The organism is Mesorhizobium sp. M1312 (assembly GCF_040318115.1).
In the GTDB taxonomy this organism is placed as follows: Bacteria; Pseudomonadota; Alphaproteobacteria; order Rhizobiales; family Rhizobiaceae; genus Mesorhizobium.
In genome coordinates, this window is sequence record NZ_JAMYLQ010000017.1 from 85,400 (window position 1) to 101,763 (window position 16,364).

13 protein-coding genes and 3 pseudogenes are annotated in these 16,364 nt (G+C 62.7%); 11 read left to right on the forward strand and 5 right to left on the reverse strand.

Annotated features, from left to right (window positions below):
• Positions 1-2: 2 nt before the first annotated feature.
• From phnL to phnE (NKH36_RS20055), 6 genes and pseudogenes are all read left to right on the forward strand, one after another.
• Positions 3-710: a phosphonate C-P lyase system protein PhnL gene (gene phnL, locus NKH36_RS20030; protein WP_352964026.1), complete on the forward strand. Its 708-nt coding sequence runs from the start codon at positions 3-5 to the stop codon at positions 708-710.
• A pseudogene (locus tag NKH36_RS20035) lies at positions 707-1,325 on the forward strand (DapH/DapD/GlmU-related protein). Before phnL ends, NKH36_RS20035 begins: the two are co-directional and overlap by 4 nt.
• Before the next feature lie 231 nt (positions 1,326-1,556).
• Complete coding sequence (gene phnC / locus NKH36_RS20040; RefSeq protein WP_352964029.1) at positions 1,557-2,414, forward strand: phosphonate ABC transporter ATP-binding protein; 858 nt, start codon at positions 1,557-1,559, stop codon at positions 2,412-2,414.
• A 119-nt stretch (positions 2,415-2,533) separates the two neighbouring features.
• Positions 2,534-3,442 carry a phosphonate ABC transporter substrate-binding protein gene (gene phnD / locus NKH36_RS20045; RefSeq protein ID WP_352964032.1) on the forward strand — a complete coding sequence of 303 codons (909 nt, stop codon included), beginning with the start codon at positions 2,534-2,536 and terminating at the stop codon, positions 3,440-3,442.
• Between the two features lie 73 nt (positions 3,443-3,515).
• Positions 3,516-4,489, forward strand: a pseudogene (gene phnE, locus NKH36_RS20050) (phosphonate ABC transporter, permease protein PhnE).
• A 4-nt stretch (positions 4,490-4,493) separates the two neighbouring features.
• Positions 4,494-6,051: pseudogene (gene phnE / locus NKH36_RS20055) on the forward strand (phosphonate ABC transporter, permease protein PhnE).
• Positions 6,052-6,070: 19 nt separating this feature from the next.
• Here phnE (NKH36_RS20055) and NKH36_RS20060 read toward each other — a convergent pair.
• The 3 genes from NKH36_RS20060 to NKH36_RS20070 all read right to left on the reverse strand — a co-directional run bounded on the left by NKH36_RS20060 (position 6,071) and on the right by NKH36_RS20070 (position 9,358).
• Entirely contained in the window at positions 6,071-6,925 is an 855-nt protein-coding gene (locus tag NKH36_RS20060) for a sugar phosphate isomerase/epimerase family protein (protein ID WP_352964035.1), read from the reverse strand.
• A gap of 37 nt (positions 6,926-6,962) precedes the next feature.
• Complete coding sequence (locus NKH36_RS20065) at positions 6,963-8,150, reverse strand: Gfo/Idh/MocA family protein (protein ID WP_352964038.1); 1,188 nt, start codon at positions 8,148-8,150, stop codon at positions 6,963-6,965.
• 152 nt (positions 8,151-8,302) lie between these two features.
• The gene (locus tag NKH36_RS20070; RefSeq protein WP_352964041.1) at positions 8,303-9,358 is read right to left on the reverse strand and encodes a sugar phosphate isomerase/epimerase family protein; all 1,056 of its coding nucleotides are present in this window, start codon (positions 9,356-9,358) and stop codon (positions 8,303-8,305) included.
• A gap of 398 nt (positions 9,359-9,756) precedes the next feature.
• Between NKH36_RS20070 and NKH36_RS20075 the strand changes: the two genes are divergently transcribed.
• The 5 genes from NKH36_RS20075 to NKH36_RS20095 all read left to right on the forward strand — a co-directional run bounded on the left by NKH36_RS20075 (position 9,757) and on the right by NKH36_RS20095 (position 14,001).
• Positions 9,757-10,644, forward strand: a complete 888-nt coding sequence (locus NKH36_RS20075; RefSeq protein ID WP_352964044.1) for a sugar phosphate isomerase/epimerase family protein — start codon at positions 9,757-9,759, stop codon at positions 10,642-10,644.
• A 57-nt stretch (positions 10,645-10,701) separates the two neighbouring features.
• Positions 10,702-11,871: a mandelate racemase/muconate lactonizing enzyme family protein gene (locus NKH36_RS20080; RefSeq protein ID WP_352964047.1), complete on the forward strand. Its 1,170-nt coding sequence runs from the start codon at positions 10,702-10,704 to the stop codon at positions 11,869-11,871.
• A gap of 2 nt (positions 11,872-11,873) precedes the next feature.
• Positions 11,874-12,590 (forward strand): FadR/GntR family transcriptional regulator, encoded by a 717-nt coding sequence (locus NKH36_RS20085; protein ID WP_287100123.1) that lies wholly within the window; start codon positions 11,874-11,876, stop codon positions 12,588-12,590.
• Position 12,591: 1 nt separating this feature from the next.
• Complete coding sequence (locus NKH36_RS20090) at positions 12,592-13,572, forward strand: hydroxyacid dehydrogenase (RefSeq protein WP_352964050.1); 981 nt, start codon at positions 12,592-12,594, stop codon at positions 13,570-13,572.
• Between the two features lie 159 nt (positions 13,573-13,731).
• Positions 13,732-14,001, forward strand: a complete 270-nt coding sequence (locus tag NKH36_RS20095) for a hypothetical protein (protein WP_352964053.1) — start codon at positions 13,732-13,734, stop codon at positions 13,999-14,001.
• 11 nt (positions 14,002-14,012) lie between these two features.
• Here NKH36_RS20095 and NKH36_RS20100 read toward each other — a convergent pair whose 3' ends face one another.
• The gene (locus NKH36_RS20100; RefSeq protein ID WP_352964056.1) at positions 14,013-15,308 is read right to left on the reverse strand and encodes an amidase; all 1,296 of its coding nucleotides are present in this window, start codon (positions 15,306-15,308) and stop codon (positions 14,013-14,015) included.
• Between the two features lie 58 nt (positions 15,309-15,366).
• On the reverse strand, positions 15,367-16,275 hold the full coding sequence (locus NKH36_RS20105) for an SDR family oxidoreductase (protein ID WP_352964059.1): 909 nt from the start codon (positions 16,273-16,275) through the stop codon (positions 15,367-15,369).
• Positions 16,276-16,364: the final 89 nt, after the last annotated feature.

The following is a 16,364-nucleotide window of genomic DNA, read 5'->3' on the forward strand; positions in this document are numbered from 1 at the left end:
TCATGCCGACCCCTCTCGTCGTCTCCGATGTCGCCAAGAGCTTCACCATGCATCTGCGCGACGGCATCAAATTGCCTGTCGTCGCCGGCGTGTCGTTCTCGATCAGGAGCGGCGAGTGCGCCGTGCTTGGCGGCCCGTCCGGCGCCGGCAAGAGCTCGATCCTGAAGATGCTCTACGGCAACTATGCCGTCGACGAAGGCCAGATCATCGTCCAGCACGAGGACGGGCTCATCGATCTGGCGACGGCCAGCCCACGCACCGTGCTTGCCGTGCGCCGCCTCACCATCGGCTATGTCAGCCAGTTCCTGCGCACAGTGCCGCGCGTCTCCGCCCTCGACGTCGTTGCCGAACCGCTGGTCGAGCGCGGCGAGGACCGTGAGGTCGCGCGCGGCAAGGCGCGCGCCTTGCTGGCGCAGCTCAACCTGCCCGAAAAACTCTGGGCATTGCCGCCGGCGACCTTTTCCGGCGGCGAACAACAGCGCGTCAACATCGCGCGCGGCTTCATCACCGAGCATCCGATCCTGCTGCTCGACGAACCGACCGCCTCGCTGGATGCCAGGAACCGCGACGTCGTGATCACGCTGATCGCGGCCAAGAAGTCGGTCGGCGTCGCCCTGCTAGGCATCTTCCATGACCACGACGTGCGCGAGGCAGTGGCCGATCGCGTCATCGACGTGACCGCTTTTGCCGCCGGAAAAATCGCCGCATGACCAGGAAACTGTCGGAAACGCCGCTTGTCCACGAGACGGCGGATGTCGAGAACTCGACGCTCGGCCGCTGGACCGAGATCGCCGATCGCTGCCGAGTTTCCGAGAGCACAATCGGCGACTATTCCTACATGATGCAGGAACTGCGGCGTCTGGTGCGCGACGATCGGCAAGTTCGCCAACATCGCCGCCAGCGTGCGCATCAATGCCACCAACCACCCGACCTGGCGGCCGACGCTGCACCATTTCACCTATCGCGCCTCGCACTATTGGGACGACGCCGAGCACGAGAGCGAATTCTTCGCCCAGCGACGCGCCAAACGCGTCACCATTGGCCATGACACCTGGCTCGGGCACGGCTCGACCATCCTGCCTGGCGTCACCGTGGGTGACGGCGCGGCAGTCGGTGCCGGCGCCGTGGTATCGAAAGATGTCGCGCCCTACACCATCGTCGGCGGCGTGCCGGCGAAGCCGATCCGCGAACGCTTCGACCGCCGCACGGCGGAACGCTATCAGGCACTTGCCTGGTGGGATTGGGACCATGCCCGCCTGCGCGCGGCGCTCGGCGATTTTCGCGCGCTTTCGGCGGAGGCGTTTCTGGAGAAGTACGGCGGCTGAAGGGGGTGAATAGTGAATAGAAAGAGCTTCCACCAGCCTCTGCTGGCCGCCACTGTCACCATTCACCATTCACCATTCACTATTCACCCATTTCACATTCACCATTCACGGCGCGCCGCCCAAGCCTGTGGGCAGTAACAAAACTGACATCAATCCGACACCGCAGTTTCATGCGGCTGCGCTAGCGAAGGTTAACAGACCTTCGAAACGCGACTGGACTGGAACTTGCCTATGTCAGCAACCTCAGCCACGCTCGAAATCTGCGGCGTCACCCGCCGGTTTGGCAAGAACACCGCCGTCAGCAATGTCCATATCTTGATCCCGCACGGCCAGATGGTCGGCATCATCGGCCGCTCGGGCGCCGGCAAGTCGACGCTTTTGCGGATGATCAACCGCCTCATCGACCCGAGCCAAGGGTCGATTTTCTTTGACGGCGCCGAAGTTTCCAGCCTGCGCGGCTCGCTGCTCAGGCGTTGGCAGCGCGATTGCGCCATGATCTTCCAGCAATTCAACCTGGTGCCGCGTCTCGACGTGCTGACCAACGTGCTGCTCGGCCGGCTCAATCACCGCTCGACCGTTGTCAATCTGCTCGGTGTCTTCTCCCGCGAGGAACGGGCCGAGGCGATCGCGGCGCTGGAGCGTCTCGACATTGCCCGCACGGCGCTGCAGCCGGCCGGCACCTTGTCCGGCGGCCAGCAGCAGCGCGTCGCGATTGCACGTGCCACGATGCAGCAGCCGAAAGTCATCCTCGCCGACGAGCCGATCGCCTCGCTCGACCCGCTCAATGCCAAGGTGGTGATGGATTCGCTGCAGGACATCAATCTGCGCGAGGGCATCACCGTCGTCACCAATCTGCACACGCTGGATACCGCGCGCACCTATTGCAACCGCATCATCGGCATGGCCGCCGGCAAGGTGGTGTTCGACGGCCCGCCCGAGGACCTCAACCGTGAGGCCGTGCGCACGGTCTATGGCGCCGACAGCAATGGCGGCGAAATCTCCGAGGCCATCACCTCGACCAGCGTGATCATCAAGCAAAAAATCGCCGCATCCGCCGGACCGCTCGAGCCCGCATTTCCCGGCTACTAGGCCCACGATCCGGCAAGTGGATACCGGTATACGAATATACGAAAGCAGAATGAGCGCCTGGCGCTGTCAAAATTCGAACGCTGCCGGCGCGATGCCGGAACCAACAGGAGAGACGCGAAATGTTTAGAAAGATACTTTTCGGTGCCGTTTCCATCCTCGCCATGGCGGTGGGCGCGGTTCAGGCTCAGGGCCTGAAGGAGTTCCGCGTCGGCATTCTGGGCGGCGAGAACGAAGCCGACCGTCTGCGCAATTACCAGTGCTTCGCCGATCACATCAAGGACGTCCTCGGCGTCGAGAAAGTTTCGCTGTTCCCGGCCGCCGACTACGATGGCGTCATCCAGGGCTTGCTCGGCGGCACACTTGACTTTGCCGAGCTGGGCGCTTCCGCCTACGCCAAGGTCTATCTCGAAAACAAGGACGCGGTTGAACCGATCCTGACGACGATCCAGACCGACGGTTCGACCGGCTACCGTGCGGTCATGGTCGCCCGCGCTGATTCCGGCATCAAGACGCTCGCCGACATGAAGGGCAAGAAACTCGGTTTCGCCGATCCCGATTCGACTTCCGGTTACCTGATCCCGGTCACGTCACTGCCCAAGGACATCGGCATGGATGTGAAGAGCTACTTCGCGTCGACCGGTTTCGGTGGCGGCCATGAACAGCTTGTCCTTGAAGTCTTGAAGGGTACGTTCGATGCCGGCACCACCTGGGCCTCCGGTGTCGGCGACTTCAACGACGGCTACAGCTCGGGCAACCTGCGCAAGATGGTCGACAAGGGCGTCCTCAAAATGGACGACCTTGTCGAATTGTGGCAGTCGCCGCTGATCCCGAACGGCCCGCTGGTCGTGCGTACGTCGATCGACGCCGGCGCCAAGCAGAAGATCACCGATTTCCTGACCAAGCTTCCGGAAACCGATCCGGCCTGTTTCTCGGCGATACAAGGCGGCGATTACAAGGGCTATTCACCGGTCACCCCAGAGTTCTATCAGCCGATCATCGACGCCCGCAAGGCGAAGATCGGCTCGTAAGCAAACTGCCACAACGCCGCCGGGGCCATGCGCCGCCGGCGGCGTTGCCGCATCAGGGGCCGGGGATCTATCGATGAGTGCGACCGACGTTTACCGTGTGCCTGCGCTTTCACCGGAGGGAGCCACTGTCGAGCGGCACTGGCGCGACCTCGCCGCCCGCCGGCGCCTTTACACGATCGGAGGCCTGGTTTTCCTGCTTCTTGCACTCTCTGGCTCGCTCTGGTTCGCAAACGAAACCAACGCCGGAAAGTTCTTCGACCGCCTTCCCCACGTCGCCGACTTTTTCGGCGAGTTGAAGCCGCGCGACTGGTTCGAGCCGGTGCGCGCGCTGTTCGACCTGCCATCCCCTTACGACGAAGGCAGCCTCGAGTTCGACTACCCAGAAGGCCGGGTCTACCTGACCCAAAGCATCTACATTCCGGAGTATTTCCACCGGATGATCGAGACGCTGAACATGGCCCTGTTTTCAACCTTGGTGGGCTCCACATTCGGTTTCCTGCTCTGCTTCCTCGCTGCGAGCAATATCACGGCCAACCGCTGGCTCCGTTTCGTCACGCGCCGCTTCCTTGAAATCGTCCGCGCCTTTCCGGAAATCGTCATTGCCGGCTTTTTTCTGGCAATCTTCTCGCTTGGACCCATTCCGGCGATCATTGCGGTCAGCATCCATACCATCGGCGCGCTCGGGAAAATGTTCTTCGAAGTGGTCGAGAATGCCGACATGAAACCTGAAGAAGGCTTGCGCGCCGTTGGCGCCAATTGGGTCGAACGGGTGTGGTTCGGCATCGTGCCTCAGGTTCTGCCCAACTTCATGAGCTATTCCTGCTCCGCTTCGAGATCAATGTGCGCGCTTCGACCATTCTCGGCGCCGTCGGTGCCGGCGGCATCGGCGAATCGCTGCGCCTTTCGATCGGCCGAGGCCATGAGGCCAAGACGATTGCCATCGTCTTTCTGCTGTTCTGCACGATTGTCGCCGTCGACCAGTTTTCGGTATGGCTGAGACATCGTCTTGTCGGCCGGCAAGCGTTCGCATACGGGCGCGGAGAGTAATGCGATGAACGCCGACGCCATCAACGACATCGCCACTCGCCATCCGGATGCGTTCCGGCGATCCCTATGGAAGCGCTATGCCGCCCCGATCGGCATCCTTCTTTGCATTCTCTACACCTTTTACTGTTCATGGTCTTCTCGATCGGCACCGTTCTCGAAAAGGCGAACTGGAACCTTGCCGGCGCTGATCTCGCCGACTGGGTGTCCTACGAAATCCGGCCCGACATCGAGTTCAAGGACAATTATCTGACGATCGACTACTCCCGCTTTTCCAATCTGGGGTCCAATCCAGATCCCGACTGGGTGACCAAGCAGGTGGCGGTGATCGAGCGGCGGGTCGACGCAGCGCCAGCACCGGCGATCGCGACCAACAAGTCGTCGCAGGATTCGTTCATGGCGCCTGGGGCGCCAACCGCCGAGAAGCCGGCCGCCCCGTCGGACCAATCCGCCCCGGCTGCGCCTGAAACGGTGCGCGAAAACGCCGTCGTAGCGGCGACCGTCACCCTTGGCAATGCCGGATCGCCATCACGCCAAACCTCGTCGCCGTGACGCGCGGCACCGAAAGCGTCATCTTCGATATTGCCAGGGACAGTTCTGTCACGCCGCGCACGCCGCTGCCCGACTGGATCGAGCAACGCAGGCCAGGCTCGACAGCCTACGTCTCGTTCGGCTTTCTCGGCCGCGCCGAGGTGCAAGATGACGAAGTGGTTGCCTGGCGACGTTTCTTCGGTTGGGCCAATTTCGTGTTCGACACGAATTCGCCATTCTGGGGAAAGCCGTTCGGCGAAGTCGCTTCACTGATCGTTTCCGGGGCACGCATCGACCCGTCGCGGTCAAACGCAGCGCTCGCCTGGGACAACGTCCTCAACAACGCCGAGTGGCAGCATGGCGACGTGTGGCTGAAACTCTTGCAAACCATCGTCATGGCTTTTGTCGGCACGGTGCTGGCCTCGATCGTCGCCTTTCCGCTCGCCTTCCTGGCTGCGCGCAACGTCACGCCGAGCCGGATAGCCAACCAGCTAACAAAGCGCTTCTTCGATTTCCTGCGCTCGGTCGACATGCTGATCTGGGCGCTGTTCTTCACGCGCGGCTTCGGTCCGGGACCGCTGGCCGGCATGTCGGCGATCTTCTTCACCGACACCGGAACCTTGGGCAAACTCTATTCCGAGGCGCTGGAAAACATCGACGACAAGCAGCGCGAGGGCATCCGCTCGGTTGGCGCCACGCCGGCAATGGTGCAGCGCTATGGCGTGCTGCCCCAGGTTCTGCCGGTATTCCTTAGCCAATCCCTCTATTTCTGGGAATCGAACACGCGGTCAGCGACGATCATAGGCGCTGTCGGCGCCGGCGGCATCGGCCTGAAATTGTGGGAGGCGATGCGCACCAACACCAATTGGGCCAATGTTTTCTATATGGTTCTGCTGATCCTGCTTGTGGTTTTTGTCTTCGACAACATTTCCAGTTTTCTCCGCCGCAAACTGATGGGGATAGTCGCAGACGGCAACGATGAGCGGCGCGGGCGCGCACCAACTGGCTTGCCGCCGGCGGCTCAGATCGCCTGACAGGAAACTCGGCTGCGTGCTAAGCGCCAGCCCTCTTCCAGCCGCTCTTGATGTGCTTGTAGCCGTCGCGGTAGACGGCTTCCGGACTTTCCGAAAAGTCGCGCCAGACCTTGGTTGCCGCCGCCAAATCCTTCAGCGAGCGGCCGAAGGCCTCGATCGTCAGCCAATCGTCATAGCCGCTCTTGCGGATCGCCGAAAACGTCTCTTGCCACGGAATGTGGCCGCGCCCAGGCACGCCGCGATCATTCTCCGAAATATGGATATGGACGACGTTCCTGCGGTTGCGCGTGTAGGCGCCGATTGGGTCGGCTTCCTCTATATTGGCGTGGAAGGTGTCGTACATCGCCTTGATGTGCGGCCGGTCGATCGCGTCGATATGCTCCGACAGATCGTCCATCGTGTTGAGCAGATAGCATTCGAAGCGGTTGAGCGCCTCCAACCCGATGGTGACGTTCTTCTTGCCGGCATAGTCGCCGATGGCCCGCTGCGAGGCGACCGAGCGCTTCTTCTCCGCCGCCGTCGGCCCGCTGCCGGAAAAGGCGCCGAGCGTCGAATGCAGCGGGCCGCTCAACGTTTTTGCGCCGAGCGCAGCCGAGCAGTCGATCGCCCATTTCATATAGTCGATGCCGGCCTTGCGCGTTGAGCCATCGGCCGAGATCAAGTTCATCGCCGGATCGCCCATCGCTGAAACGGCGGTGCGCTCCAGCCCGATGCGATCAAGCAGCGCGCCGAGCTTTTTGTAATCGTCCGGGGTGCCTGAAAAGACCGGTATCTCGACGCCATCGAAACCGGTCGCCTTGATATCCCGGAGCAATGGCTCGTGTTTCTTCGACACGGCCGTCGTCCACAAAAACATGCACATGCCGATTTTCATCGACGCCCCCTCCCCCCTGAGTTCCGGTTGTTATTCTTTAGAGCTTCGTCCACGCCCCATTCTTCTTCGACGACTTCACGCAGGCTTCAATGAAGGCCATGCCTTCAACACCGTCCTGGATGGTAGGGAAGATGACATCCTTAGCCGGCTTGCCGCCTTTGCGGCGCGCTGCGCGGATGGCGCGGGCCGCCTCCTGATAGATGTTGGCGAAGCCTTCGAGATAGCCTTCCGGATGGCCTGACGGAACGCGACTGACGCGCCCGGCGACGGGCAGCGCGCCGGCGCCATTACGGGTGATCAACTGCTTCGGCTGGCCGAACGGCGTGTACCAGAGATAGTTCGGGTCGGCCTGCCCCCATTCGAGCCCGCCTTTCGAGCCGTATATGCGCAGCTTCAGCCCGTTCTCGTGGCCGGGCGCCACCTGGCTCGCCCAGATCATGCCCTTGGCCGGATGCGACTTGCCGACCGGCTTGAAGCGCAGCATGACGTTGATATTGTCATCGAGTTGCCGCCCCGGCACGAAGGCGTCGAGATCTGCGGAAAGCGAATCGAGCTCCAGCCCGCAGACGAAGCGTGCGAGATTGTAGGCATGCGTGCCGATGTCGCCCAGCGCACCGCCGGCACCAGCCTGCTTGGGGTCGGAGCGCCACGCCGCCTGCTTCTGGCCGGTAGCGGCGAGGTCCTCGGTCAGCCAGTCCTGCGGATATTCCGACTGCACGATGCGAATGTCGCCGAGTTGCCCCTTGGCCACCATCTCGCGCGCCTGCCGCACCATCGGATAGGCGGTGTAGTTGTGGGTGAGGACAAACACCTTGCCGGTCTTTTCGACCAGTGCCGCCAGCTTCTTCGCTTCCGCCAACGTCGTCGCCAGCGGCTTGTCGCAGATGACGTGGATGCCGGCTTCGAGAAACGCCTTCGCCGCCGGCACATGCACATTGTTGGGCGTGACGATGGCCACCGCCTCGATGCCGTCCGGCCGCTTCGCCTCGGCCTTGGCCATCTCGGCGAAGGAGCCGTAGCTGCGCGCCGGATCGAGCCCGAGCTCCTCGGCCGATGCCTTGGCACGCGCCGGGTCGGATGACAGGGCACCGGCGACCAGCACGAACTCATTGTCCATGCGCGCCGCGATCCGGTGCACGGCACCGATGAAGGCGCCTTGCCCGCCGCCGACCATGCCGTAGCGGATCGGGCCGCCTCCCGTTTCCGACTTCGATGCGCCGACCATGATTTTCTCCCTCGTTGTTTCTTACCCTCCCCCCTTGCGGGGAGGGTCGACGCGTAGCGTCGGGGTGGGGTCGCCGGGCGTGGAGCTCGGCATGAACCGACCCCACCCGGCCCTTCGGGCCACCCTCCCCTCGAGGGGGAGGGATAGCGGCGCTAGATTCCCATCATGGCGCGCAGCACCTTTTTATCGGTCGCGCCGCCGGCGAAATCGTCGAATGCCTTTTCCGTCACCCTGATGATGTGATGCTGAATGAAGGGAGCGCCTTCGGCCGCGCCGTCCTCCGGATGCTTCAGGCAGCACTCCCATTCCAGCACGGCCCATGAATCGTAGTCATATTGGGCGAGTTTGGAAAAGATGCCGCCGAAATCCACCTGTCCGTCGCCGAGCGAGCGGAAACGCCCGGCCCGGTTTGTCCAGCTCTGATAACCGGAATAGACGCCTTGCCGGCCGGTCGGATTGAACTCGGCATCCTTGGCGTGGAACGCCTTGATCCGCTCGTGATAGATGTCGATGAATTCGAGATAATCGAGTTGCTGCAGCAGGAAATGCGACGGGTCGTAATTGATGTTGCAGCGCTTGTGGCCGCCCACCGCGTCGAGGAACATCTCGAAGGTCGCGCCGTCGAACACGTCCTCGCCTGGATGGATTTCGTAACCGATGTCGACGCCATTGTCCTCATAGACGTCGAGGATCGGCTTCCAGCGTTTTCCCAGTTCAGAAAATGCTTCCTCGATCAATCCCGCCGGCCGTTGCGGCCAAGGATAAAGGTAGGGGAAGGCCAACGCTCCGCAAAACGACACCGACGCCTTGAGCCCGAGATTCTTCGAAGCCTTGGCACCGAACTTCATCTGTTCGACCGCCCATTGCTGCCTGGCCTTCGGGTTGTTGTGTACCGCAGGCGGCGCGAAGCCGTCGAACTGCGCGTCATAAGCCGGATGCACCGCCACCAACTGCCCCTGCAGGTGCGTCGACAGCTCGGCAATCTCGACGCCGGCATCGCTGCAGATGCCCTTCACCTCGTCGCAATAGGCCTGGGAAGACGCCGCTTTCTCGAGGTCGAACAGCCGGCTGTCCCAGGTCGGGATCTGCACGCCCTTGTAGCCCAGCCCGGCCGCCCATTTGGTGATCGAAGGCAGCGAATTGAACGGTGCGGCATCGCCCGCGAACTGCGCCAGAAACAGCCCAGGACCCTTCATTGTCGACGGCATCGGCATCCTCCCTCATTGTCCACGACCAAGCATAGCGCCGATTGAAAGCAGGGCCAGCCTCTTTGGTCTTTTCTCGACAGGCGCTAGAAGGCGCCGTCATTCTGGTATTACCAAATATGGTCATTTGGTCAAGCGGCGCCGCTCGCAACCAGCGCTGCGAAAATCCCCGGATAGCGGGCAAATACGCCAGTTTAATCAAGGAAATAATCATGATCCGGGGCTGCCTTGCAGGATTTCTTGCCGTTCAGATGAAATTGCTGTAGACCTCTTTTCACGCCCAATTGGTAGAACCAGTTTACGACAAATGCTGGAGCACCTTGGGGAGGAATCATGCAACGCAATCTGGTGGAGTGCGTTGCAGGCGATCTGTTACAGGCGAATTCTGGGAAGGACAGACCATGCATCTTTCGACGCACAACTGGATGCGGGCTGAACCGTTGGAGACGACGCTCAAGCGCATCAAGAAATTCGGCTATGAGTCGATCGAAATTTCCGGCGAGCCCGCGCAATACAAGACCAACGAGACGCGCGCGCTCCTGACGGAGCACGGCATCCGCTGCTGGGGGGCGGTGACGTTGATGCTGGGCGAACGCAATCTCGCCGCCAAGGACCAGGGCCAGCGCGAACGTTCGGTGCAATATGTCAAGGACGTGCTGACCATGGTCAGCGAGCTCAACGGTGAGATCATCACGCTCGTTCCCGCCACCGTCGGCAAGGTGGTGCCGGACGGCACCGAAGAAGAAGAATGGAAATGGGTGGTTGACGCCACGAGGGAATGCTTCACCCATGCCAAGAAAGTGGGCGTCAAGATTGCGGTCGAGCCGCTCAACCGCTTCGAGACCTATCTGTTCAACCGCGGCGCCCAGGCGCTGGCGCTGGCCGATGCGGTCAGCCCTGAATGCGGTGTCTGCCTCGACGCCTACCACATCCACATGGAAGAATTTAACGTCTATGACGCCATCCGGCAGGTCGGAAAGCGCCTGTTTGATTTCCACGTCGCCGACAACAACCGCTTCGCCGCCGGCCTCGGACAGATCGACTGGCCGAAGATCGTCGGCACGCTGAAGGAAGTCGGTTACGACGGCGCGCTGACCAACGAGTTCGTCGCCCCTGTCGACCGCACGCCGGCCGCTCCCTATCCCGACATGGTCGAACGCAATCCGGTCGACATCTCGCCGGAGCAGCTCAAGTTCATTCAGGACCATGGTTCCAGCGTGCTGACGGAAAAGTTCTACACCGATCAAATGCGCATCAACGCCGAAACGCTGCTGCCGCTGATCAAGTAGTCGATCCGTTTGGGAATGAGCCTTCCGCCCTGACCGGCGGCAGGGCCGGGGAAGAACATGCGCATCAAGACGGTCCAAGCCTGGTGGGTCCGCATACCGATCGACGCAGCGAAGCAGCATCGCAGCGACTTCGGTCAGGTGACGACGTTTGACGCCGCCATCCTGCGCATCGAGACCGACGACGGGCTGGTCGGCTGGGGCGAAGGCAAGAATGCTGCCGGCAGCACCGGCAGCTATGGCGCGCTCGTCCACATGCTGAACCACGAGGTCGGCCCGCAGCTGATCGGCTGCGATCCGGCCGACATCGGGGTGATCTGGGAGATGCTCTACAATGGCGTGCGCCACGACAGTGCCGCGCAAAACGGCCACGCCATGCCGCAACTGGCGCGGCGCGGCATCAGCGTCGCTGCGATCAGCGCCGTCGACATCGCGTTGTGGGATATTCTGGGCAAGTCGCAGGGGGTTCCAGTCTGGCGGCTGCTCGGCGGCCGCAAGCTCGACCGCATGCCCGCCTATGCTTCCGGCGGCTGGGCCTCCACCGAGGCGATCGGCGACCAGTTGAAATCCTATATCGCCAAGGGCGGCTTCAAGGCACTTAAGATGCGGATCGGCGCGATGGACGGCGCTCCGCACGTTTCCGCCGCCCGCGTGCGCGCCGCCAGACAGGCGCTCGGCCCTGAAGTCGACCTGATGGTCGATGCCCATGGCACCTATACGGTGGCGGAAGCCAAACGCTTCATCCATCTCGCTGGCGATCTCGATCTGGCCTGGTTCGAGGAGCCGGTCATCGCCGACGATAAGCCTGGGATGGCCGAAGTGCGGGCGTCCGGCTCCATCCCGATCGCCACCGGCGAAAGCGAGGCGACGCGCTATGCTTTCCGCGACCTCGCCACGCTCAAGGCCGCCGATATCTTCCAGCCTGACCCCGCCTTCTGCGGCGGCATCAGCGAAGCGATGAAGATCGGCACCATCGCCAGCGCCTTCAATCTGCGCTTCGCGCCGCATTTGTGGGCCGGCGCCCCCTGCTTCTTCGCCGGGCTGCATGTCTGCGCTGCTTCGCCGGCTAGCTTTACCGTCGAATATTCGCTTGGCGCCAACCCGATGATCCACGATCTGATCGAGGAGACTGTCGAAGCAAAGGACGGTATGATAGCGATCCCCGAGAAGCCCGGACTGGGATTCACCCTTTCGGAACGGTTCCTGGAGGCGCACGCGCTACGCGGCTGATCATGAAAGAAAAGAACCTTCTCGCGGAACTCGCCGCCTATCTGTTCTCCCACTCCGATAAGGCGACGGGCCGAACGCCGTCTGAGCGTGAACTGGCGGAGCATTTCGCCGTCAGCCGCGGCCAGATCCGCGAGGCGCTGGCCATCCTCGAAGCCATGCGCATCGTCGAGCGCAGGGCAAAATCCGGCATCTACATCGACACCAAGCAGGCCAGCGTCGAGGCGATGGCGCTTTTTGCCAGGGCCGGCCTGCCGCTCGATCCGATCCAGATCTATGAGACGGTCGAGTTGCGCAAGATCCATGAGATCAAGGCCGCCGAGCTTGCCTGTTCACGTGCCACCGAGGAAAATTTCGAGCGGCTGCGCGAAATCCTGAAGGCTTCGGAAGAGCGCATTGCGGCGGGCGAGGGTCTCGCCAAGGAGGATCGCGAATTTCACCTTGAGATCGTGCGCGCAACCAAGAACAGCGTTTTTCACAACATATGCAGCGTCTATTACATGATGGGCGAGCAACGCCTGCCGATCTATTTCAACGATCCCGAACGCAGCGTGCGCTCGCATGCCGAGCACATCCAGATCTACGAGGCGCTGCTGCGCCGCGACGGCAACCTCGCCCAGGCGCTGATGAGCGCCCATCTGCAAGGCGCGGAAAGCTACTGGAAAGGCCTAATCGAGGGCGGCGGGGCAGAACCTCACAGCCCAGCGCTCGAACAGGTCTGATATGCCTAAACTCTTGACGACACACACGCTGCACCCGCGCGCCTCCGCCATGCTGACTGGTGCCGGCGAACTCGTCGTCGCCTCCGCCCTCGATGCGGACACGTTGGCGACTGAAGCGAGGGACGCCGATATCATCATCGTTCGCGCGCCACTGCCATCAGCGCTTTTCGAAGGGGCGACGAAGCTCCGGGCCGCGATCCGCCACGGCGCCGGGCTCGACATGGTCCCGATGGAAGCGGCCACTGCAGCCGGCGTGCTGGTGGCAAACGTGCCGGCGGTTAATGCGCGGTCGGTCGCCGAATACGTGATGTTCGCGGCCCTGGCACTGCTGCGGCGCTTCCGCATGGTGGACCGCGACTTGCGGGCGAAGGGCTGGCTGGCCGGCCGCGACCACACCATTCTCGCCAGCGAGCTCGCCGGCAAGACGATCGGCATTGTCGGCTTCGGCGCCATTGGACAGGCAGTCGGCCATATCGCGGCGCATGGTTTCGACCTGAACGTGGTGGCGACGACGCGCAGCATGAGGCCGGCGCCGGACAGGGTCGGCTTCCTGTCGATCGACGCACTGGTCGAGCAGAGCGACATCATCGTTCTGTGCTGTCCGCTGACAGCGGAGACGCGCGGCCTGATCAACCGCGGGCGCATCGGCCGAATGAAGCCCCATGCGCTGCTGATCAATATTTCGCGCGGGCCGGTGATTGACGACGACGCGCTGATCGAAGCGCTGCAGAATGACCGTATCGGCGGTGCCGCGCTCGATGTCTTTGCGACGCAGCCGCTACCGCCCAATCACCCCTATTTCGGCTTCGACAATGTCATTGTCACGCCGCATATGGCCGGCATCACCGAGCAGTCGATGATGCGCATGGGCGTCGGTTCGGCTGATGAAACCCTGCTGGTGCTGGCCAACAAATTGCCGGTCAACCTGCGCAATCCCGAAGTGGTCGAGCACTACCGGCGGCGGTTCCCGGCCGACGCGTAACGCCGTCGCCGTATCGCCCAATTTCTGCACGACGCTGCACCCCATGCTCGTTTTTCGCCGCACGCCGCTGCTCGTTGCGATCGTTTCGATCTGCGTCCTGCACTCGGTCGCTGCGGCCGAGAGCAGTTATGTCTATTGCGCAACGGCCTGCGGTGCGTGATGGCGCCCTGTCCGTCGAACAGCGCGCTCGATCTTGCCACGGGCAAGGTCATCAAGGGCGTGTCGATCGACATCGAGGAATTGCCGCAGCAGGACAAGGCGCTCGATCTTGCGGACAAGCTCTACGCCGGCAAGGTCGTCGTTGTTGGCTCCATCGAGAACCGAACCCAGACCCTCAACGGCAAGCAATACACTCTGCGATGGCTGGTCGCGACCGGTATCGAACGCGCGTCCACGGACAAGGAACGCGGCCACTGTTCGTCGCAATAACGTTCACATCTTCAGCGGCCAAGCAGTGCCTCGACTTCCGCCGCGATGCGCAGCAGACGGTGGTCGTCGCCGTTGCGCGCCACCAGCATCAGCCCGACCGGGCGCGCCATTCCCGGCATCGGCAGCGAGATCGCGCAGAGGTCGAACTGGTTGGCGACCTGCGTGTTGCGCAGCAGAAGGCCTTCCGTGCGCTCACACAGAGCTTCGTCGCTGGTCATCGACACGATGGTCGGCGCGGTGACCGGCGTGGTCGGCAGGGCCAGCACATCGACGGACGCCAGCCGCTCGTCCATGGCGGCGACAAGCGCCCTGCGGCGGCGGATTGCCCTTATATAGGCCGTGGCCGGAACGGCGGCGGCGCGCGACAACGGCTCGCTCACCCGCGGATCGACCGGCGTCGTCGGACCTGTCGCCAGCCAATCTGCATGGACCGCGGCGCCCTCCATTGCCGCGATCGAGGCCCGACTGGTTGCCGCGCGCAAATCGGCAAGGAGGTCATCGATGGACAGATCAGCGAGCCGTGCACCGGCGAGTTCCAGCTTGCGAGCACATCGCTCGAACGCCGCCGCGACCTCTTCTTCGGTATCCTCGAAGAGCACGCCGTGGGGAACGCCGATGCGCAGTCCGGCAAACGGAAGCGGAACCAGAGCCACAGGCTGCTCGCCCGCCATCACCGCATCGGCTGCCGCACATTCGGCGACGGTGCGCGCAAGCGGGCCGATAGAGTCGAGCGTGTCGGACAGCGGGAAGACGCCATCGCGCGGTACCCGCCGCGCCGTCGGCTTGAAGCCGACGACACCGTTCAGCGCCGCCGGAATACGCACCGAGCCGCCGGTGTCGGAACCGATCGAGATCTCGCTCGTGCCTTCGGCAACGGAAACACCGGCGCCGGAGGATGAACCACCCGCGATCCGGCCGGCGTCGGTCGCATTGCCGGGCGTGCCATAATGCGGGTTGACGCCGATTGCGGTGAAGGCGAATTCGGTCATGTTGGTCTTGCCGAAGATCACCGCGCCCGCTTGCCGCAGCCGCCGCACGATGACGGCATCCCGCAGCGCCGGCGCCGCGATGCTGAGCAACAATGAACCGGCCGTGGTCGGCTCGCCGGCGACATCGAACAGGTCCTCGATCGACAGAATTGTTCCGTCGAGCGGCCCGAGCGTCACGCCGGCTCTGCGCCTGGCATCGGCGGCGTCGGCTGCTGCTCGTGCGGCTTCCGGATAGAGTTTTACGAACACGCTTTCATTGTCGGCGCGGACGGCGAGACGCGAAAGGACGGCTTCGAGGCGGTCGCGGGCTGATTGCATGGCACAGTCTACTTTTTTATTGTCGCCCGAACAGCCCAGCCCACTGACGTCGATGGCTCTAGCGATAGCCAGTCACATCGGCTGGTTTGCCGGCGTCCTGAACCTCGGGAACGTAGCGCCACGCGTCAGGCCGCGAGCCGTCGAGATCGGTAAAGCCGTAGACCTGCGCCAGCCCGCCACTCGACAGCGACTGTCCGTTCCAGCGCGAACGGTCCGGGTCCGCCGCAAGCGCCGCCACTGCGCGCCCGATAAAGCGCGGGGTCTCGGAAATGACGAAATGCGGCACTTTTGCTGTCGCATCACGCCAGCTGTCCTCGGTCACCCCGAAAGCTTCCAACATCATTTCCGAACGCAGCCAGCCGGGTGTCAGCGAAATCGAGGTGGCGCCGTGCGGGGCGAGGTCCTTGGCATGGGCCCAGGCCATACGGGTCACCGACACTTTGGCGAGGTCATAGAACGGCGAGAGCCGATAATGCTCGGCATTATACTCCGCGGTGCCGTCGGTGACTTCGACCAGCAGGCCGCCCGGGCGCTCGATCAGAAGCGGCAGCGCGTAATGCGCGGTGATCAGATGCGCGTCAATGCCCAGCCGCAACATGCGCAAACCATTCGTGAGATCATGTTCCCAGACCGGCTTGTTCCATTCGAACAGTTTCTCGCCGCCCCAAATGTCGTTGACCAGCACATCGAGGCGGCCCTGCTCGGCACGTATCCGGTCGACCAGCTTGCGCACGTCTTCGGCAACCAGATGGTCGACTTGCACAGCGATGCCATGGCCGCCTTGCGCTGAAACAAGCTCCGCCGTTTCCTCGATGGTTTCCGGGCGGGCGTATTCGGTCTGATGCGCGCGTGTCGTCCGCCCGGTGACGTAGACCGTCGCGCCCGCGGCACCCAGTTCGACAGCAATGCCTCTCCCCGCACCGCGCGTGGCGCCAGCGACCAAAGCGACCTTTCCCTCAAGCGTCATTGAACCTCCCCAGACTCTGACCAACCAATGCTTTGACCAACCAATGCTGGCCTTCTTCAAAGTTAAGATATATAAATGATCATTCGGTT

Excerpts from the sequence above, each read along its gene's own strand:
- NKH36_RS20075 (WP_352964044.1), top strand. The coding sequence starts at position 9,757 with ATGCATCTTTCGACGCACAACTGGATGCGGGCTGAACCGTTGGAGACG.
- phnC (WP_352964029.1), top strand. The coding sequence starts at position 1,557 with ATGTCAGCAACCTCAGCCACGCTCGAAATCTGCGGCGTCACCCGCCGG.
- NKH36_RS20085 (WP_287100123.1), top strand. The coding sequence starts at position 11,874 with ATGAAAGAAAAGAACCTTCTCGCGGAACTCGCCGCCTATCTGTTCTCC.
- NKH36_RS20100 (WP_352964056.1), bottom strand. The coding sequence starts at position 15,308 with ATGCAATCAGCCCGCGACCGCCTCGAAGCCGTCCTTTCGCGTCTCGCC.
- phnL (WP_352964026.1), top strand. The coding sequence starts at position 3 with ATGCCGACCCCTCTCGTCGTCTCCGATGTCGCCAAGAGCTTCACCATG.
- NKH36_RS20105 (WP_352964059.1), bottom strand. The coding sequence starts at position 16,275 with ATGACGCTTGAGGGAAAGGTCGCTTTGGTCGCTGGCGCCACGCGCGGT.
- NKH36_RS20090 (WP_352964050.1), top strand. The coding sequence starts at position 12,592 with ATGCCTAAACTCTTGACGACACACACGCTGCACCCGCGCGCCTCCGCC.
- NKH36_RS20060 (WP_352964035.1), bottom strand. The coding sequence starts at position 6,925 with ATGAAAATCGGCATGTGCATGTTTTTGTGGACGACGGCCGTGTCGAAG.
- NKH36_RS20065 (WP_352964038.1), bottom strand. The coding sequence starts at position 8,150 with ATGGTCGGCGCATCGAAGTCGGAAACGGGAGGCGGCCCGATCCGCTAC.
- NKH36_RS20080 (WP_352964047.1), top strand. The coding sequence starts at position 10,702 with ATGCGCATCAAGACGGTCCAAGCCTGGTGGGTCCGCATACCGATCGAC.
- phnD (WP_352964032.1), top strand. The coding sequence starts at position 2,534 with ATGTTTAGAAAGATACTTTTCGGTGCCGTTTCCATCCTCGCCATGGCG.
- NKH36_RS20095 (WP_352964053.1), top strand. The coding sequence starts at position 13,732 with ATGGCGCCCTGTCCGTCGAACAGCGCGCTCGATCTTGCCACGGGCAAG.
- NKH36_RS20070 (WP_352964041.1), bottom strand. The coding sequence starts at position 9,358 with ATGCCGTCGACAATGAAGGGTCCTGGGCTGTTTCTGGCGCAGTTCGCG.